Origin of the sequence: Pseudomonas sp. HMSC066A08 (assembly GCF_001813025.1) — a bacterium.
GTDB lineage: Bacteria > Pseudomonadota > Gammaproteobacteria > Pseudomonadales > Pseudomonadaceae > Pseudomonas > Pseudomonas aeruginosa.
Genome location: NZ_KV811269.1, coordinates 1 through 15,363 on the forward strand (window position 1 = coordinate 1; position 15,363 = coordinate 15,363).

Below are 15,363 nucleotides of genomic sequence, written 5' to 3' on the forward strand. Positions count from 1 at the left end.
CCTGGCGCAGGACTTCGCGGGGGTCGGCGAAGAAGGGATCACCTTCCAGCTCATGCATGGTCATCAGCAGCTGCGCGGTCGGGCGCTTCTGCCAGGGTTCCATGGAGAGGGTGCCGGGGATCGGGTAGCAGATCCGGTCGGCGTCGCCGATGTCGAGACCCAGGCCGGTACTCTCTACGGTGGAGCCGGTGATATCGAGGGCGAACAGGGAAGCGGGAAGGTTGATACCTTTTTCGAAGACTTTGGGCAGACTGTTGCGTTCGATTCGCTTGCCGCGAACCACGCCATTCATGTCTGAAATCAGAAGGTCGACGAACTGGACCTCGGGATGTTCCTGAAGGAACAGGCTCGGCTCAGTGAGCTGAACGGCACGCAGGGGTACCGACATGATGCAACACCTTTTTTGTTAAAAATTTCAATCATGCGGGGGCTGGAGCCAGAGTCAATCGGAAAGCCAATTTGTTGTCAATAGCCCTCTCGTCGCCCTCGCGGACGGCGGAATGGCCGTAGACAGGGCCTTCCAGCGCATCGCGAAATCGGCCAAAGCCAGGCCGGGCAAGGTGTTCAACCTGGTGCAGCGGATATTTTACAGGCTCCGTTGTACGAAAAATTGAACAAGGCTAAGCTGTGCCAACCCTACAACAGCAATAAACCGGGTGTTCCATGTCCTATCAGCCGTCTCTCGGCGCCAGGTTCCGCGGCCACAAGATCGGTCAGCATCCGCGTTAGCTCCGCTCCGGTTCTTCTCTCCCTCGATTCTTCACGGCGCCCTCGAGTAGCCCTCGCTCGTCCGCCGCCTGCCCTGCCCGTCATCCTTATATAAGGAAGGACACCGGCCGCTTTCGCCTGCGTAGATAACGGACACGAAGAGCAAGATCGTTCAAGCCAGCCCGATGCGCCTGCTGGCATGCTGGACCGACGTTCACCACCGCCATGCCCCCATGACTGCCAACGACCTGCCCCGCCAAGCCTTTCTCCGCGGCGCCGTCGCCATCCTCCCGTTGTCCCTGGCCGTCGCGCCCTAGGGGCTGCTGGCAGGATCGATGGCCATCGAAGCCAACCTCACCCCGGCCGAGGGCCAGGGCCTGTCCGCCATCGTCTTCGCCGGCGCCGCGCAACTGGTGGCGATCGGCATGCTCAAGGGCGGTGCCGGGTTCTTTTCGATCATCTTCACCACCCTCCTCCTGACCTCGCAGCACCTGCTCTACGGCATGAGCTTGCGGCCGGTCCTGTCGCCTCTGCCGGGGCGCTGGCGGATCGGCCTGGGCTTCCTGCTCACCGACGAGTTCTTCGCCCTCGCCAGCCAGCACGACCGGCGCAACTTCAACCGCTGGTACGCCCTCGGCGTCGGCCTGACCTTCTATATCGCCTGGAACCTGTTCACCCTCGCCGGCATCCTGCTTGGCCGCAGCATTCCCGGTCTCGAACACCTGGGCCTGGATTTCTCCATCGCCGCCACCTTCATCGCGCTGGTCGCGCCGCTGGTGCGCAACGTACCGACGCTGGTCTGCGTGGCCACCTCGCTGTTCTGCTCGGTGCTGTTCAGCCATTGGCAATGGAGTTCGGCGCTGGTCCTCGCCGGTCTCGCCGGGATGGCCGCCGGCTTCGTCTGCAACAAGCTGTATCGGGAGGCGCCATGGTCTGGGCAGTGATCTTCGGGATGGGCGCGATCGTCTTCCTCAACCGCTACCTGTTCCTCGAACCGCGCCTGCCGATCCGCCTCGGCAGTAACCTGCGGCAGTTCCTCGGTTTCGCCGTGCCCGGCATGCTCACCGCTATCTGCGGCCCTATCGTGTTCATGCCCGAGGGGCGCATCGACCTCGGCTACGACAATCCCTACCTGGTCAGCGGCGCAGTTACCGTGGCGCTGGTGCTCTATACCCGCAATACCCTGGCGAGCATGTTGCTGGGCATGGCGTTCTTCTTCCTGTTCAAGTGGTTGGTCTGAGTGAAGTCCATAGCAGCCACGACAGTCGGCAGGAATCCATATAGAAAAAAAAGCTCGCAGCGACGAGTGCGGCAGGCGAAAGCTCCCACAGCCTCGCCTGGCTGCCGAACTTCCTGCATGCTTTCGCAACCGGGGAACGCCAGGTTCATGCGCCACGGGAATGAACTCGCGAAGAAAGGTCGCTTGGCGCTGGCGCGCTTTGGGCCGAAGATCGGGGCAATCACAACGTGCGCAGCGAGGCCCTCATGACCGACTCCCTTCCCCAGCGCAACGGCGGGCAGATCCTGGTGGAGGCGCTGCGGCGCAATGCCGTCGATACCGTCTACTGCATCCCCGGGGAAAGCTACCTGCCGGTGCTCGACGCACTGCACGACGCCGATGGCATCCGCACCATCGTCACCCGCCACGAAGGTGCCGCCTCGAACATGGCCGATGCCTACGGCAAGCTGACCGGCCGACCAGGCATCTGCTTCGTCACCCGCGGCCCCGGTGCCACCCATGCGGCGAATGGCGTGCACACGGCGCAGCAGGACTCGACGCCGATGATCCTGTTCGTTGGCCAGGTGGAAAGTGCCTTCAAGGGCCGCGAGGCGTTCCAGGAAGTCGACTACGTGCAGATGTTCTCGGGACTGGCCAAGTGGGCCGTGGAAATCGACCGTATCGAACGCATCCCGGAGATCGTCGGCCGTGCCTTCAGCGTCGCCACCTCGGGCCGGCCGGGACCGGTCGTGGTCGCCCTGCCCGAGGAAATCCTCTTCGGTTCCGCGCAGGTCGCCGATGCGCCGGTACCAAGGGTGCTTCCGGGGCGGCCGGGCGCCTCGGCGATGGCGGAACTGCGCGAGCTGCTGGCGAACGCCAGGCGCCCCCTGCTGGTACTTGGCGGCAGCGGCTGGGATGGCGCCGCCAGGAAACGGCTGGGCGCCTTCGTCGAGGCCAATGGCTTGCCGGTGGCCACCTCGTTCCGTCGCCAGGACCTGTTCGACAACCGCGACCCGCACTACGCCGGGCAACTGGGCTTCGGCGCGGCGCCGGCGTTATTGGAGCGGCTGCGCCAGGCCGACCTGCTGCTGGTGGTCGGGGCGCGCCTGGGCGAAACGCCGAGCGCCGGCTACAGCCTGGTGCGTAGTCCGGCCCCCGCTCAGACGCTGGTCCACGTGCATCCGGACAGCGCGGAACTGAACCGCGTGTACCTGGCGCAACTGCCGATCCAGGCCACCCCGTGTGCCTTCGCCGAGGCCCTGGCCGACCTCGCGCCGTTGCCCTCGAGCACCTGGCAGGACTGGCGCGAAGCCGCCCATGCCGATTACCTGGCCTACTCGACCCCGGCCGCGAGCGACCCCGCCATCCAGGGCGTCGACCTGGCGTCCGTGGTCGCGTACCTCAGCGAAAACCTGCCGGACGACGCGGTGATCGCCAACGGTGCCGGCAACTATGCCGTCTGGGTGCATCGCTTCTACCGCTATCGCCAGGCCCGCACGCAGTTGGCGCCGACCAACGGCGCCATGGGCTACGGCCTGCCCGCCGCGATCGCCGCCAGCCTGCGCGATCCGCAGCGCAGCGTGGTGTGCTTCGCCGGCGACGGCTGTTTCATGATGTATCCGCAGGAGCTGGCGACCGCCGCGCAGTTCGGCGCGACGCCGGTGGTGATCGTGGTCAACAACGGCATGCTCGGCACCATCCGCATGCATCAGGAGCGCGAATATCCCGGGCGGGTATCCGCCACCCGCCTGGACAACCCCGACTTCGTCGCCCTGGCGCGGGCCTTCGGCGCCCACGCCGAACGAGTGGAATGCAGCGCCGACTTCCCCGCCGCGTTCCGGCGTGCCCGCGAAAGCGGACGCCCGGCGCTGCTGGAGCTGCTGACCGACCCGCGCCAGGTCACGCCGCAGGCGCGCCTCGCCTGAGGCATCCTCAGCCGGCGCGGAAGGCGATCCAGGCCTGGTAGCCCACGGCCTGGAAATAGCGGCTGGGCAGGACGAAGCCGGTGTCTTCCAGCAGTTCGCCGAGGCGCTGCTCGGACAACGGATCGAAATCCTCGCGCAAGCGTTGCAGCATGCCGTCGCTGTCCTCCGGGGAAAGCCCGGCCAAGCGGCAGGCCTCGGCCTGCACCGGGCGTTCGAAGGCGTCCCGGGCTTCCATCAGGCTAGCCAGCAGCAACGGTGCCGCTGGCGCCAGACGCTCGGCGACCGCCTCGAGGAAGCACCGCTTGGCCTGGTCGCCGCGCAGGAAATGCAGCACCAGCAGGACCAGCGCCGCATCGCAAGGCGGCGCAGGCGGTAGCCCGGCGACATCGCCGCAGTGCAGCTCGATCCGCTCCAGCAGGCCGAGCCTGGCGCAGCGCTGGCGGGCCAGGGCGAGCATATCGGCCGACAGGTCCGCCGCGACGAAACGCCAGCCCGGACGCAACCCGGCCAGCTCCGCCAGCTCGCCGCCGGCGCCGCAGCCGACGCTGAGCAGGCGCGCCCGTTCCGGCAGACGGGCCAGCAACTGCGCGCGACTGAGCAGGTGCAGCAACTCGTAGCCCGGCAACAGGCGGCCGATCCGCGTCTCGTAGCCGTCCGCCTGTTTCCCGACGAAGCGGCCCATCAGTCGAACACCTTGCCCAGGCGCCAATAGCCCATCAGGGTCAGATGACGCTTGTCGATACCGCGCTCCTGCACCAGGTAGCGCCGGATCGCCATCACCGCCGCCGACTCACCGGCGACCCAGGCGTAGAAACTGCCGCTCTCGGGGCTCGCCAGTTCCCAGAGGATCTCCTCGTCGATATCGATGTCCTCCAGTTCCTGGGCCGCACCACCCGCCACCTCGCGCTCCGGCAGCCGCGCCTGGCGCGCCGCCTCGATCATCCGCTCGCCGTTGCGCGAATGGATGCCGGCCTGGTGGCGCGGCAACCAGTGCAGGCGTGCACCGGGAATCGCCGGCAGGTCGAGGATGTCGGCTTCTCCCGGCACTTCGAGAAAGGCCTCGACCACCGGCGGCTCGGCTTCGCCGGCCAGCGCCTCGAGAATTCCCGCCACCGCGGGCAAGGCGGTTTCGTCGGCGATCAGCAGGATATGGCGGACGCCAGCCGGCGGCTTCCATTCGTAGCCGCCCGGGTCATCGCCGTATTGCCGATTGGGCGCGGCCAGTTGCAGGCGGTCGCCGATCCGCGCGTGGGTCGCCCAGGCCGAGGCCGGGCCGTTCTCGCCGTGGAGGACGAACTCCACGTCGACCTCTTCCTGCTCGGCGCGCAGCGCACGGATGGTGTAGGTACGCATCGGCGGCCGGCGGGCCGGCTCGACGCTGCGATAGGCCTGGTACCACTCGCTGCCGCCGGGCAGGCTGGGCGGCTGGCCACTGGCATCGGGGAAAAAGATCTTGATCCGCTGGTCGGCGGCCAGGGTCTTCATCTCGGCGACCTCCGGGCCGCCGAAGACGAAGCGGGTCAGCGCCGGGCTGAGCTGCTCGCGACGCTTGAGTTCGACATTGAACAGACGATAGGCGGGTTGCGACATGACGATGGTCTCCTGGTGACCGGCGTCCAGTGGCGCCGGCGGATGCATGCGTCAGGCAACTCTAGCAAAAAATGCGAATGATTAGCATTTGCCATTTGCGCAATCGTCGACTGCGTCGAAAGCACGACTGTCGCTCAGGCCTCGCAAGGCTCCAGCAGCTCGCAAGCGCTCTCCCCTACCCGCCTGACCGCCTGCTCGATGGCCGGGGTCGGCAATGCCGCGTAGTTCATCCGCAGGCAGTTCCGGTACTTGCCGGAAGCGGAGAAGATACAGCCCACCGCGACTTGTACGCCGCGGTTGCGCAAGGCCTTGTCCAGGCGCAGGGTGTCGAACGCCTCGTCCAGCTCGACCCAGAGCAGGAAACCGCCCTGGGGCCGGCTGGCGCGGGTGCCTTCCGGGAAGTAGCGCGCCACCCAGTCGATCATCAGGTCGCGTCCGCGCTGGTACTGGGCGCGCATGCGCCGCAAATGCGGCTCGTAGTGGCCGTTGCCGATGAATTCGGCGATCGCCAGTTGCGGTTGCAGGGCGCTGGCGCCGGTACTGATGTACTTCATGTGCAGCACGCGGTCGGCGTAGCGCCCGGGTACCATCCAGCCGATCCGCAGGCCCGGCGCCAGGACCTTGGAGAACGACCCGCAGAGCAGCACCCGGCCATCGTCGTCGTACGACTTGATGGTGCGCGGGCGCGGATAGGTGTAGGCCAGGTCGCCGTAGACATCGTCCTCGATGATCGCCACGTCGTAGCGCTGGGCCAGGGCCAGCAACGCCCGCTTGCGCGACTCGGGCATGATGTAGCCGAGCGGGTTGTTGCAGTTCGGGGTCACCTGGATGGCCTTGATCGGCCACTGTTCCAGCGCCAGTTCCAGGGCTTCCAGGCTGATGCCGTTGACCGGATCGGTGGGGATCTCCAGGGCCTTCATGCCGAGGCCTTTCAGCGATTGCATGGCGCCATGGAAGCTCGGCGACTCCACCGCGACGATATCGCCCGGCTCGCACACCGCGCGGATGCTCACCGACAGGGCCTCGTGGCAGCCGGTGGTGATCACCACGTCGCTGGCGGTGGCCCGACAGCCGGAGTCCACCAACAGGCGGGCGACTTCCTCGCGCAGCAACGGCGAGCCGTGGATCCCGTCGTAGGCCAGCGCACGGGCGTCGGCGTGACGGTTGAGCCGGGCCAGGCTGCGGGTCAGCGGTTTCAGCGAAGGGCTGGAGATGTCCGGCATGCCGCGGCCGAGCTGGACCACGTCCGGCCGCGGCACCGTGCTGACCAGGGCCAGCACCTGCTCCCATTGCGAGATTTCCACCGGCCGCTGGGCCAGGCGGGCGATCGCCGGCAGCGGCGGCATCTGTCGCGCGGCCGGTACGAAATAGCCGGACTTCGGCCGCGGTTCGGCCAGCCCGCGATCTTCCAGCAGCCTGTATGCCTGTTGCACGGTGCTCAGGCTGACGCCGTGCTCGATGCTCATGGCCCGCACCGAGGGCAGCCGGTCGCCCGGACGGTAGAGGCCCTGTTCGATGCGCGAACCGAGGGTCTCGGCGAGTTGCAGATAAAGGGTCATGAGCGGGACTCCAGGGTGAGCGAAAGCGGGACCGGTACAGATGGTGGCGAAATCCACCATTCAGGCCGGGGAGCGCTTGATCTGTATGCAGTCAACCCACCTTTTCTGGACCTGTACGGAACAGCGCGCGATGGCCATTCTATCTCCGTCGTCCAGCCGATCAATATGGAGTACGCAGCATGACGCGACTCAGTGCGAAATCCGAGCGCCGCCAACGCCTCGATGGCCCCTTCCCACTCGCCGCAATGGACAACCTGGCGCAGGCCCTGCGTCGTGGCTATCGCCTGGCCCGGCAACGCCAGCTGACCCGGCGCGCGCTGCTGGACCTGGAAGCGGCGGAACTGAAGGATATCGGCCTGAGCGCCGAGCAGGCCCGCGAGGAAGCCTCGCTGGCGTTCTGGCAGGCGGGAAAATCCGGCGGGAGGAAGGCATGATCCGCTGTCGCAACTGCGCTGAATACCCGGCCACCGAAGAGCAGATCTGTATGGTCTGCAAGCGTCGATCCGACATCGATCCATACAAGGCACTGATCGCCATGGCCCTGCTGGTGTATTGCGGCGTCAGCCTGGCGGCCTATCTGAAACCCCGACTGCCGCCCGCTCCCGCCGCCCAGATCGAACGCTACCAGGAGAGCAGCGCAGGGCGGACGGCCATCGGTCAGGGGGGCGGCTGAAGCACGGAACGCATGTTAGGGAGGGGAGGCAAGCTGAGCCCCTCCCGTTTTTGTCTCCCTGCCAACCTGGATTCGTCTGCCACAGCCCTGCCCATGCCTTTGTCGCGTTTTTGCGAACCACCGCGACCTTTGCCGATTTTCCCTTCGCCACCCGCTTCCACGGCCGCCCCGCTGCCTAGTATCCCGCCCACCGGCTGTTCGCAACCGGCGACAGGCCGAAGGCGCCGCATCGGGCGGCGCCTCGCATACGAGGATGGAACATGAGGCACTTCAGTTCGCTGTGGCTGGCAACAACCCTGGCGGCCATCTCAGGCTACGCCCAGGCAGATTACTTTTCCGATACGCTGACCAAGGCACTCCACTACCACGCAGTCAAGACCGACAACTCGATCGACTTCGACGAACAAACGTTGAAGAACACCTTCCTGGTCGAGCCTGAATCGATCTACTCCGACACCGTATCCAACCCGCCCATTCTCAACAGCATCGGCTGGGCGAGCGCTGTCGGCGATTTCAATCGCGACCAGGGCACGGCATTCGATCCCGAGGAGACGCTCGGCATCTTCCTTCGCGAGACCGGACTGACCAAGGCGCGCCCGCATAGCGACATCGCCGTCGACCGGGTGCCGGAGGGCTATGTCAGCTTCGAACGCGACGACCCGTTGATCCTCGCCAATGTGCTCAAGGCCGGGGTGGATGCCGACCTCTACTATCATGCCTACGAACTCTTCGGCTGGCGCTACGGCACCATTGCCGCCAAGTTCGCTCTTGCCGCGCAATACCTGCGTGACTCGATGAGCGCCATTCCGCTAGCGCAGCACCGGGCCAACGGCATAGACACCGGGGTCCTGACCCGCTTCAAGGCGGCCCAGAGCTATACGCAGCTCAGTCACGGCGACCAGAACTATCTGATGGGCATCCTCGACTACCAGTTGAGGAGCCCGGACTATCGCGACGGCCAGGGCGGCTTCCATTTGCCTCCACAGTACCGACTGGCTCGCCTGGCCGCAGCCTACCGCTATCGCAACGGTTTCATTTCCAGCACCCCGATCTGTACCGCGGACGGCCGCTACAGCGGCACCGACGGCGCCGAGCCATGCCTCAACGACATGACCGACAAGGCGCTGTTCGACTGGTACAAGGAAAAGTACCGCGACCAGATGAAGCCTCGCTCCCCCGAGGAGCCCCAGAGCAGTTTCCTCGCCAAGCTGCTGGAGGTGATCGTACCGATCGCCACGCTGTTCGATGGCCTGGCATTGTTCGAATCCTTCGAAGCCGCCGAGGCTAGCGAGCTGGGTGCCGAAGGCGCGTTCAGCGAAGAAGAGGCGGAAGGCATTTCCGCTGCATCCCTAGGCAAGATCTGTCGTATCTGAGGCTCGTCATGACTATCGTCAAAGGTATTTCCCGGTTTTTCCTCGCTTTCGGCCTCAGCCTTGCCAGTGGATTCTCCCAGGCCGGCCCGGTGGTCACGGTGGAAGCGGTCAGCTCCGTGAACGAACAGGTCTCCTCGCGGCTACTCAAATCCGTGCGCTACCACGTCGACATGGCGGGACGCGCTGTCGCCGAAGAGCAATTGAACCCGTCCAACGCGGCGAAAAAGGAACTGGTCTCGAAATGGCGCTCCAGTACCACCGCGCGCTTCGAATACAGCTACGTCCAGGAAGGCGTCGAACATCTGCGCGTCTATAACGCGATGTCCGGGCAAGACCTGCGCGACCTGCTCAAGGTGCCGCAGGACCATCCGCTCTATTCGGGGTTCGACGAACGCTTCGCCGCAAGAGGCGCCAATGCCGAGCGCTACGTGAAGAACATCGAGGTTCCCGATTCACGCTTCAGCGCATCGCTGGACATTCGCCAGGCCGACGCCGAGCTGAAAGCGCTGCGCAACCTGGAGAGCGATATCCGCAGTGGTCTCGTCCCCAGCGGTGGGCGCCTGACCGGTTTCATTTCCCAGGCTCCTTGCGAATCGTGCAAGCCCATGCTGGAAAACGTACTGCCGGAAACCGGCTACGTCAGCGAGGCCCACATTTCCTACCTGCCGAACGCCAGGGAAGCGGCCTCGGACCTGGAGCGGCAGATCGCCAACAAGTTCTATGGAGTCAAGAAGAACCTGGTGAGCAAGGATGTTCTGGAAAAAGCCGCGGCGGCCAACGCCTCGGCGGAAGGTGGTGCGCTGGAAGCCTGTCTATGACGATCCTGGCCGTCTCCAGCGAGACGGCCTTCCTTGTTCGCGCGGGCTCGGCTCAGGCGGGTAACGCCGGATATTCCAACGCCTCGGCGAGCTTCGCGTGATGTCGCGTCACCCATTCCCGCCGAACCGCGCCCCAGTCGCGGATCACATAGCTACCCTGGTGGTTACGCGCGCCTTCCTGCTGCTCGAACTCGCAGACGATATCCAGTTCCTCCAGCGCGGCGATGGTGTCCTGGGCGGTGCGCCGGGGCATGCCGGTGGCGGCCATGATCTCCGGCACGCTGGCAACGCCGCTGTCGATCAGGTGGGCGACATAGAGGCGGCGATAGAAGCTGGACTTGGTCTTGCTGATGGTCATGGGCAGGCGTTCTCCGGGAAGGCTCAGGGGGCGAGCAGGGGCAAGGTAGTGGTGGATTTGATTTCCGACAAGGCGACGATGGAGTTCACTTCCTGGATGCCCGGCACCGCCGACAGCTTCTCGAAGAAAAAGCGTTCGTAGGATTCGATATCGCGGGTGACGATACGCAGCATGAAGTCCACCGCGCCCATCAGTACGTGGCACTCCAGCACCTCGGGAAACTGGTGCATCGCCTCGGCGAAATCGGTGAGGTTCTTGCGCCCATGGGCGTTGAGCTTGATCTGGGCGAATACCTGGGTATTCAGGCCGATCTTCTTGCGGTCGAGCAGGGTCACCTGTTTGCGGATCACCCCCTCCTCCTTCAGGCGCTGGATGCGCCGCCAGCAGGGCGACTGGGAAAGTCCGATGCGCTCGGCGATCTCGGCGGTGGACAGCGAGGATTCCTCCTGCAGCAACGCAAGAATACGCTGATCGTACATATCCAATGGAATGGACATAAATATTCCCTACAAAGAAAAATACAGGAATCAAGTATGCACATATAGCGCAAAATCACGCAAAAACAGGAGAAAAAATCCGGCACGCCTCTGGGAGAATTTCTCTCGTCGAAACACTGCCTGGAGCGTCACATGTCAACCCTCGCCCCCCTTTTCCTGGCCAAACACCCTGACGGCGAAGAACGCCAGGTGATCCGCCCGAACGTCTGGGAAACCTCCTGTGCAGATGCCGAGACCCTGTCGATCTTCCATATCGAGGGCATGGCCGATCCGGACCTGCTGTGCCGGGTGCTGAACCTGTTCGCCGTGCAATCCTTCACCCCGGAGCGGGTTCGCGCCGACCGCGAGGACCACAAGATCCGCCTGCTGCTGACCTTCCCCGGCCTCAGCCAGCACCGCGCCAGCGTGATCGCGGAGAAGCTGCGCTCGCTGGTCACCGTGCTCGCCGTCCGCCTGGAGTTCTCTCCCCATGCCGGCAAGGTCCGTCCCAGCCTCAGCGAGCCGCTGCTGGCCAGCGTCGTCTGAGCCCCGGGGCGGCGCGGAGGCCGCCCTGTCCATTCGGCGTCATCGGCTGGCCTTCTGGCGTTAGCCGGTCGCCCAGCCCATGGCTACAGTGCAGGTTCGCCAGGCAGCCAGAAGACTGCCGTGTGTTCCCCCGATCCTGCAGAGCGTGCCCATGACCCGACCGCGTTTCCTTCCGGATAACTTCACCCTGGCGCTGATCGCCACCGTCCTTCTCGCCACTTTCCTGCCCTGCAGCGGCCAGACCGCCGTGGTCTTCGAATGGGTGACCAACGTCGGCATCGGCCTGCTGTTCTTCCTCCACGGCGCCAAGCTGTCGCGCCAGGCGATCATCGCCGGCATGACCCACTGGCGCCTGCACCTGCTGGTGTTCGCCTGCACCTTCGTGATGTTCCCGCTGCTCGGCCTGGCGCTGAAACCGGCGCTGTCGCCGATGGTCACCCCGGAGCTGTACCTCGGCATCCTGTTCCTCTGCGCCCTGCCGGCCACGGTGCAATCCTCCATCGCCTTCACCTCGCTGGCGCGCGGCAACGTGCCGGCCGCGGTATGCAGCGCTTCCGTGTCGAGCCTGCTCGGCGTGTTCCTTACCCCGCTGCTGGGCAAGCTGCTGCTCGGCGCCGAAGGCGAGACCGGCAACGCGCTGGACGCCATCGGCAAGATCACCCTGCAACTGCTGGTACCGTTCATCGCCGGCCAGGTCCTGCGGCGCTGGATCGGCGCCTGGGTGGAGCGCAACAAGCCGGTGCTGCGCTATGTCGACCAGGGCTCGATCCTGCTGGTGGTCTACACCGCCTTCAGCGCCGCGGTGATCCAGGGCCTGTGGCACGAAGTACCCTGGCTGGCGCTGCTCGGCCTGACCGTCGCCTGCTGCGTGATCCTCGCCCTGGCCCTGGTGCTGACCACGGTGCTGGCGCGGCGCCTGGGCTTCAGCAAGGAAGACGAGATCACCATCGTCTTCTGCGGTTCGAAGAAGAGCCTGGCCACCGGTGTACCCATGGCCAAGGTGCTGTTCGCCACCAGTGCGGTGGGACCGATGGTGTTGCCGCTGATGCTGTTCCACCAGATCCAGCTGATGGTCTGCGCGGTGCTCGCGCAGCGCTATGCCAGGCGCCGCGATGACGCAGCGGCGGCGCTGGCGGAGGCATCCTCGCGCTGAGCGCGAAAATGAAAGAAGCCGGCCCAGGGGCCGGCTTCTTCGTTCAGACGCGGCTCAGCGCGTCGGCGTGCGCAGGGTGACGAACTCTTCCGCCGCGGTCGGGTGGATGCCGATGGTCTCGTCGAACACCTGCTTGGTCGCCCCGGCCTTCATCGCCACCGCGATGCCCTGGAGGATCTCGCCGGCCTCGGCGCCGACCATGTGGCAGCCCAGTACCCTGTCGTCGTGGGCATCCACGACCAGCTTCATCAGGGTCCTTTCCTGGTCGTCGGTAAGGGTCAGCTTCATCGGCCGGAAGCGGCTCTCGAAGATCTTCACCTTGTGCCCGGCGCTCAGCGCCTCCTCCTCGGTCAGGCCGACGGTGCCGATGTTGGGCAGGCTGAACACCGCGGTGGGAATCAACTTGTAGTCCACCGGACGGTACTCCTCCGGCTTGAACAGCCGCCGCGCCACCGCCATGCCCTCGGCCAGCGCCACGGGGGTCAACTGGACGCGACCGATCACGTCGCCGAGGGCGAAGATCGACGGCTCGCTGGTCTGGTAGTGCTCGTCGACCGCGATGAAGCCCTTGTCGGTCAGCTTCACAGCTGTGTTTTCCAGGCCCAGGTCGTCCAGCATCGGCCGCCGCCCGGTGGCGTAGAACACGCAGTCCGCCTCCAGCACCCGGCCGTCCTTGAGGGTCGCGGCCAGGCTGCCATCGGCCTGTTTGTCGATACGGGCGATGTCGCTGTTGAACTGCAGGTCCAGGCCCTTCTTGCCCAATTCGTCGCGCAGGTGCTCGCGGACGCTGCGGTCGAAGCCGCGCAGGAACAGGTCGCGACGGTAGAGCAAGGTGGTCTCGGCGCCGAGCCCGTTGAAGATCGAGGCGAACTCGACGGCGATGTAGCCGCCGCCGACCACCAGCACGCGGCGCGGCAGGCGCTCGAGGAAGAACGCTTCGTTGGAGGTGATCGCGTGTTCCTTGCCGGGAATGTCCGGCACCTGCGGCCAGCCGCCGGTGGCGACGAGTATGTGCTTGGCGCTGAAGCGCTGGCCGTCCACCTCGACGCTGTGCGCATCGAGCAGACGGGCGTGACCTTCGAGCAAGGTCACCCCGCTGTTCACCAGCAGGTTGCGGTAGATCCCGTTGAGCCGCTGGATCTCGCGGTTCTTGTTGCCGATCAGGGTCGCCCAGTCGAACTGCGCCTCGCCGGCGCTCCAGCCATAGGCCCGGGCCTGCTCGAAGTCCTCGCTGAAATGCGCGCCATAGACCAGCAGCTTCTTCGGCACGCAGCCGACGTTGACGCAGGTGCCACCCAGGTAGCGGCTCTCCGCCACCGCGACACGGGCACCGAAGCCGGCGGCGAAGCGGGCGGCGCGAACGCCCCCGGAGCCGGCGCCGATGACGAACAGATCGAAATCGAAAGACATGTTCCTACTCCTGGATCAGATGCGTTCCAGCATAACCCATTCGCCAGCGACGGCTCCCGCCGGATCGACGCAAAAACCTGTCGCAACGGCTCAGCGCAGGGCCCGGCAGGCGATGGGCTATGCTTGTCCGTGGAGGTAAGCGCGATGTCCCCCACCCTCACTCACCTGGCGCTGCACGTCCCCGACCTCGACGCCTGCATCGCCTTCTACGAAACCTTCTGCGGCATGCGGGTGATCCACCGGCGCCCCGGCAAAGGCTCGCAGATCGTCTGGATGGCCGAACCCGGCCAGGAACAGCGCTTCATCTTCGTCATCATGCCCGGCGGCCAGCCGCGCAACCTGGCCAGCGACGACTACAGTCATTTCGGCTTCGCCCTCTCCAGCCGCGCAGCGGTGGACGATCTGGCGCGCCGCGCCGAGGCCGCCGGCTGCCTGGTCTGGGCGCCGCGCGACGAGCCCTATCCGGTCGGCTACTACTGCGGCCTGCGCGACCCCGCGGGCAACTACGTGGAGTTCAGCTACGGCCAGCCGCTGGGCCCGGGCTCCGAGGCACTGCCGATTCCTTGACCGGGCGCGGAGGCGCCGCGTGGCCAGGCCAGGCTGGCGGATAACCACCCATGGCCGTTCGCCCCATACGAAAAAACGCCGCGCCCCATCGGGGACGCGGCGTTTTCCTCGGGAACGGCGAGGCTCAGTGAGCCTTGCCGGTCTTGTAGAGGTTTTCGTAGCAGAAGTTGGTCGCCTCGATGTAGCCCTCGGCGCTGCCGCAGTCGAAACGCTTGCCCTTGAACTTGTAGGCCAGCACGCAGCCGTCCTGGGCCTGCTTCATCAGGGCATCGGTGATCTGGATCTCGCCGCCCTTGCCCGGTTCGGTCTGCTCGATCAGGTCGAAGATGTCCGGGGTCAGGATGTAGCGGCCGATGATCGCCAGGTTCGACGGAGCCTCTTCCGGCTTCGGCTTCTCGACCATGGTGTTCACCCGGAAGATATCGTCGCGGATCATCTCGCCGGCGATCACGCCGTACTTGTTGGTCTCTTCCGGCGGCACTTCCTGGATCGCCACGATGGAACAGCGGAACTGGTTGTACAGCTTGACCATCTGCTTCAGCACGCTGTCGCCTTCGAGGTTCAGGCACAGGTCGTCGGCCAGGACCACGGCGAACGGCTCGTCGCCGATCAGCGGACGACCGGTGAGGATGGCGTGGCCGAGGCCCTTCATCTCCACCTGGCGGGTGTAGGCGAAGGTGCACTCGTCGATCAGCCGACGGATGCCGACCAGGTACTTTTCCTTGTCGGTGTTGCGGATCTGGTGTTCCAGTTCGTAGCTGATGTCGAAGTGGTCTTCCAGCGAACGCTTGCCGCGGCCGGTGACGATGCCGATCTCGGAAAGGCCGGCTTCCAGCGCCTCCTCCACCGCGTACTGGATCAGCGGCTTGTTCACCACCGGCAGCATTTCCTTGGGCATGGCCTTGGTGGCCGGGAGGAAACGGGTGCCGTAACCGGCGGCCGGGAAAAGACATTTCTTGATCATGAGAATCCTTCGACATGGACGAAG

Annotated in this window: 16 protein-coding genes and 2 pseudogenes; 10 read left to right on the top strand and 8 right to left on the bottom strand. The window is 65.5% G+C overall.

All coding sequences use genetic code 11. The features are described from left to right. Positions 1-388, bottom strand: a pseudogene (locus HMPREF2886_RS04560) (glutamine synthetase); the annotation flags it as partial. Positions 389-941: 553 nt separating this feature from the next. On the opposite strand from HMPREF2886_RS04560, the pseudogene HMPREF2886_RS04565 reads away from it, so the two are divergent. From HMPREF2886_RS04565 to HMPREF2886_RS04575, 3 genes and pseudogenes are all read left to right on the top strand, one after another. After that, positions 942-1,652, top strand: a pseudogene (locus HMPREF2886_RS04565) (AzlC family ABC transporter permease). Next, positions 1,637-1,948 carry an AzlD domain-containing protein gene (locus tag HMPREF2886_RS04570; RefSeq protein WP_003121706.1) on the top strand — a complete coding sequence of 104 codons (312 nt, stop codon included), beginning with the start codon at positions 1,637-1,639 and terminating at the stop codon, positions 1,946-1,948. Before HMPREF2886_RS04565 ends, HMPREF2886_RS04570 begins: the two are co-directional and overlap by 16 nt. Positions 1,949-2,193: 245 nt before the next feature. Then, positions 2,194-3,852, top strand: coding sequence for a thiamine pyrophosphate-binding protein (locus tag HMPREF2886_RS04575; RefSeq protein ID WP_070746877.1), 1,659 nt, complete (start codon positions 2,194-2,196; stop codon positions 3,850-3,852). A 7-nt stretch (positions 3,853-3,859) separates the two neighbouring features. Here HMPREF2886_RS04575 and HMPREF2886_RS04580 read toward each other — a convergent pair whose 3' ends face one another. The 3 genes from HMPREF2886_RS04580 to HMPREF2886_RS04590 all read right to left on the bottom strand — a co-directional run bounded on the left by HMPREF2886_RS04580 (position 3,860) and on the right by HMPREF2886_RS04590 (position 7,001). Next, positions 3,860-4,534, bottom strand: coding sequence for a class I SAM-dependent methyltransferase (locus HMPREF2886_RS04580; RefSeq protein ID WP_039027863.1), 675 nt, complete (start codon positions 4,532-4,534; stop codon positions 3,860-3,862). Next, positions 4,534-5,442, bottom strand: coding sequence for a siderophore-interacting protein (locus tag HMPREF2886_RS04585; RefSeq protein ID WP_073649442.1), 909 nt, complete (start codon positions 5,440-5,442; stop codon positions 4,534-4,536). Before HMPREF2886_RS04585 ends, HMPREF2886_RS04580 begins: the two co-directional genes overlap by 1 nt. Before the next feature lie 134 nt (positions 5,443-5,576). After that, positions 5,577-7,001, bottom strand: coding sequence for an aminotransferase-like domain-containing protein (locus HMPREF2886_RS04590; RefSeq protein ID WP_003088661.1), 1,425 nt, complete (start codon positions 6,999-7,001; stop codon positions 5,577-5,579). A 179-nt stretch (positions 7,002-7,180) separates the two neighbouring features. Here HMPREF2886_RS04590 and HMPREF2886_RS04595 point away from each other — a divergent pair, with 179 nt between their 5' ends. The 4 genes from HMPREF2886_RS04595 (at position 7,181) to HMPREF2886_RS04610 (ending at position 9,865) form a co-directional block, all read left to right on the top strand. Then, positions 7,181-7,435, top strand: a complete 255-nt coding sequence (locus tag HMPREF2886_RS04595; protein ID WP_003100355.1) for a DUF1127 domain-containing protein — start codon at positions 7,181-7,183, stop codon at positions 7,433-7,435. Further along, positions 7,432-7,674: a hypothetical protein gene (locus HMPREF2886_RS04600; protein WP_033972463.1), complete on the top strand. Its 243-nt coding sequence runs from the start codon at positions 7,432-7,434 to the stop codon at positions 7,672-7,674. Before HMPREF2886_RS04595 ends, HMPREF2886_RS04600 begins: the two co-directional genes overlap by 4 nt. 260 nt (positions 7,675-7,934) lie before the next feature. Beyond that, entirely contained in the window at positions 7,935-9,047 is a 1,113-nt protein-coding gene (locus HMPREF2886_RS04605) for a hypothetical protein (RefSeq protein WP_039027865.1), read from the top strand. 8 nt (positions 9,048-9,055) lie between these two features. After that, positions 9,056-9,865 carry a hypothetical protein gene (locus HMPREF2886_RS04610; protein WP_033978561.1) on the top strand — a complete coding sequence of 270 codons (810 nt, stop codon included), beginning with the start codon at positions 9,056-9,058 and terminating at the stop codon, positions 9,863-9,865. A gap of 52 nt (positions 9,866-9,917) precedes the next feature. Here HMPREF2886_RS04610 and HMPREF2886_RS04615 read toward each other — a convergent pair whose 3' ends face one another. Together HMPREF2886_RS04615 and HMPREF2886_RS04620 are read right to left on the bottom strand one after the other, a co-directional pair. Further along, positions 9,918-10,223: a winged helix-turn-helix domain-containing protein gene (locus HMPREF2886_RS04615; protein ID WP_039027866.1), complete on the bottom strand. Its 306-nt coding sequence runs from the start codon at positions 10,221-10,223 to the stop codon at positions 9,918-9,920. 23 nt (positions 10,224-10,246) lie between these two features. Next, entirely contained in the window at positions 10,247-10,720 is a 474-nt protein-coding gene (locus tag HMPREF2886_RS04620; RefSeq protein WP_003088649.1) for an Lrp/AsnC family transcriptional regulator, read from the bottom strand. 132 nt (positions 10,721-10,852) lie between these two features. Here HMPREF2886_RS04620 and HMPREF2886_RS04625 point away from each other — a divergent pair, with 132 nt between their 5' ends. Then, entirely contained in the window at positions 10,853-11,245 is a 393-nt protein-coding gene (locus HMPREF2886_RS04625) for a hypothetical protein (protein ID WP_033972457.1), read from the top strand. A gap of 151 nt (positions 11,246-11,396) precedes the next feature. Beyond that, on the top strand, positions 11,397-12,398 hold the full coding sequence (locus HMPREF2886_RS04630) for a bile acid:sodium symporter family protein (RefSeq protein WP_039027867.1): 1,002 nt from the start codon (positions 11,397-11,399) through the stop codon (positions 12,396-12,398). A 54-nt stretch (positions 12,399-12,452) separates the two neighbouring features. Here the strand turns inward: HMPREF2886_RS04630 and gorA are convergent, their stop codons facing one another. Next, positions 12,453-13,808: a glutathione-disulfide reductase gene (gene gorA / locus HMPREF2886_RS04635; RefSeq protein ID WP_033972455.1), complete on the bottom strand. Its 1,356-nt coding sequence runs from the start codon at positions 13,806-13,808 to the stop codon at positions 12,453-12,455. A gap of 144 nt (positions 13,809-13,952) precedes the next feature. On the opposite strand from gorA, the gene HMPREF2886_RS04640 reads away from it, so the two are divergent. Continuing rightward, complete coding sequence (locus HMPREF2886_RS04640; protein ID WP_003100368.1) at positions 13,953-14,375, top strand: VOC family protein; 423 nt, start codon at positions 13,953-13,955, stop codon at positions 14,373-14,375. Positions 14,376-14,499: 124 nt separating this feature from the next. Here the strand turns inward: HMPREF2886_RS04640 and galU are convergent, their stop codons facing one another. Further along, positions 14,500-15,339 carry a UTP--glucose-1-phosphate uridylyltransferase GalU gene (galU, locus tag HMPREF2886_RS04645; protein WP_003088639.1) on the bottom strand — a complete coding sequence of 280 codons (840 nt, stop codon included), beginning with the start codon at positions 15,337-15,339 and terminating at the stop codon, positions 14,500-14,502. Positions 15,340-15,363: the final 24 nt, after the last annotated feature.

Bases quoted from the DNA above. Each gene is read 5' to 3' on its own strand.
- HMPREF2886_RS04570 (WP_003121706.1), top strand. From the start codon at position 1,637: ATGGTCTGGGCAGTGATCTTCGGGATGGGCGCGATCGTCTTCCTCAAC.
- HMPREF2886_RS04575 (WP_070746877.1), top strand. From the start codon at position 2,194: ATGACCGACTCCCTTCCCCAGCGCAACGGCGGGCAGATCCTGGTGGAG.
- HMPREF2886_RS04580 (WP_039027863.1), bottom strand. From the start codon at position 4,534: ATGGGCCGCTTCGTCGGGAAACAGGCGGACGGCTACGAGACGCGGATC.
- HMPREF2886_RS04585 (WP_073649442.1), bottom strand. From the start codon at position 5,442: ATGTCGCAACCCGCCTATCGTCTGTTCAATGTCGAACTCAAGCGTCGC.
- HMPREF2886_RS04590 (WP_003088661.1), bottom strand. From the start codon at position 7,001: ATGACCCTTTATCTGCAACTCGCCGAGACCCTCGGTTCGCGCATCGAA.
- HMPREF2886_RS04595 (WP_003100355.1), top strand. From the start codon at position 7,181: ATGACGCGACTCAGTGCGAAATCCGAGCGCCGCCAACGCCTCGATGGC.
- HMPREF2886_RS04600 (WP_033972463.1), top strand. From the start codon at position 7,432: ATGATCCGCTGTCGCAACTGCGCTGAATACCCGGCCACCGAAGAGCAG.
- HMPREF2886_RS04605 (WP_039027865.1), top strand. From the start codon at position 7,935: ATGAGGCACTTCAGTTCGCTGTGGCTGGCAACAACCCTGGCGGCCATC.
- HMPREF2886_RS04610 (WP_033978561.1), top strand. From the start codon at position 9,056: ATGACTATCGTCAAAGGTATTTCCCGGTTTTTCCTCGCTTTCGGCCTC.
- HMPREF2886_RS04615 (WP_039027866.1), bottom strand. From the start codon at position 10,223: ATGACCATCAGCAAGACCAAGTCCAGCTTCTATCGCCGCCTCTATGTC.
- HMPREF2886_RS04620 (WP_003088649.1), bottom strand. From the start codon at position 10,720: ATGTCCATTCCATTGGATATGTACGATCAGCGTATTCTTGCGTTGCTG.
- HMPREF2886_RS04625 (WP_033972457.1), top strand. From the start codon at position 10,853: ATGTCAACCCTCGCCCCCCTTTTCCTGGCCAAACACCCTGACGGCGAA.
- HMPREF2886_RS04630 (WP_039027867.1), top strand. From the start codon at position 11,397: ATGACCCGACCGCGTTTCCTTCCGGATAACTTCACCCTGGCGCTGATC.
- gorA (WP_033972455.1), bottom strand. From the start codon at position 13,808: ATGTCTTTCGATTTCGATCTGTTCGTCATCGGCGCCGGCTCCGGGGGC.
- HMPREF2886_RS04640 (WP_003100368.1), top strand. From the start codon at position 13,953: ATGTCCCCCACCCTCACTCACCTGGCGCTGCACGTCCCCGACCTCGAC.
- galU (WP_003088639.1), bottom strand. From the start codon at position 15,339: ATGATCAAGAAATGTCTTTTCCCGGCCGCCGGTTACGGCACCCGTTTC.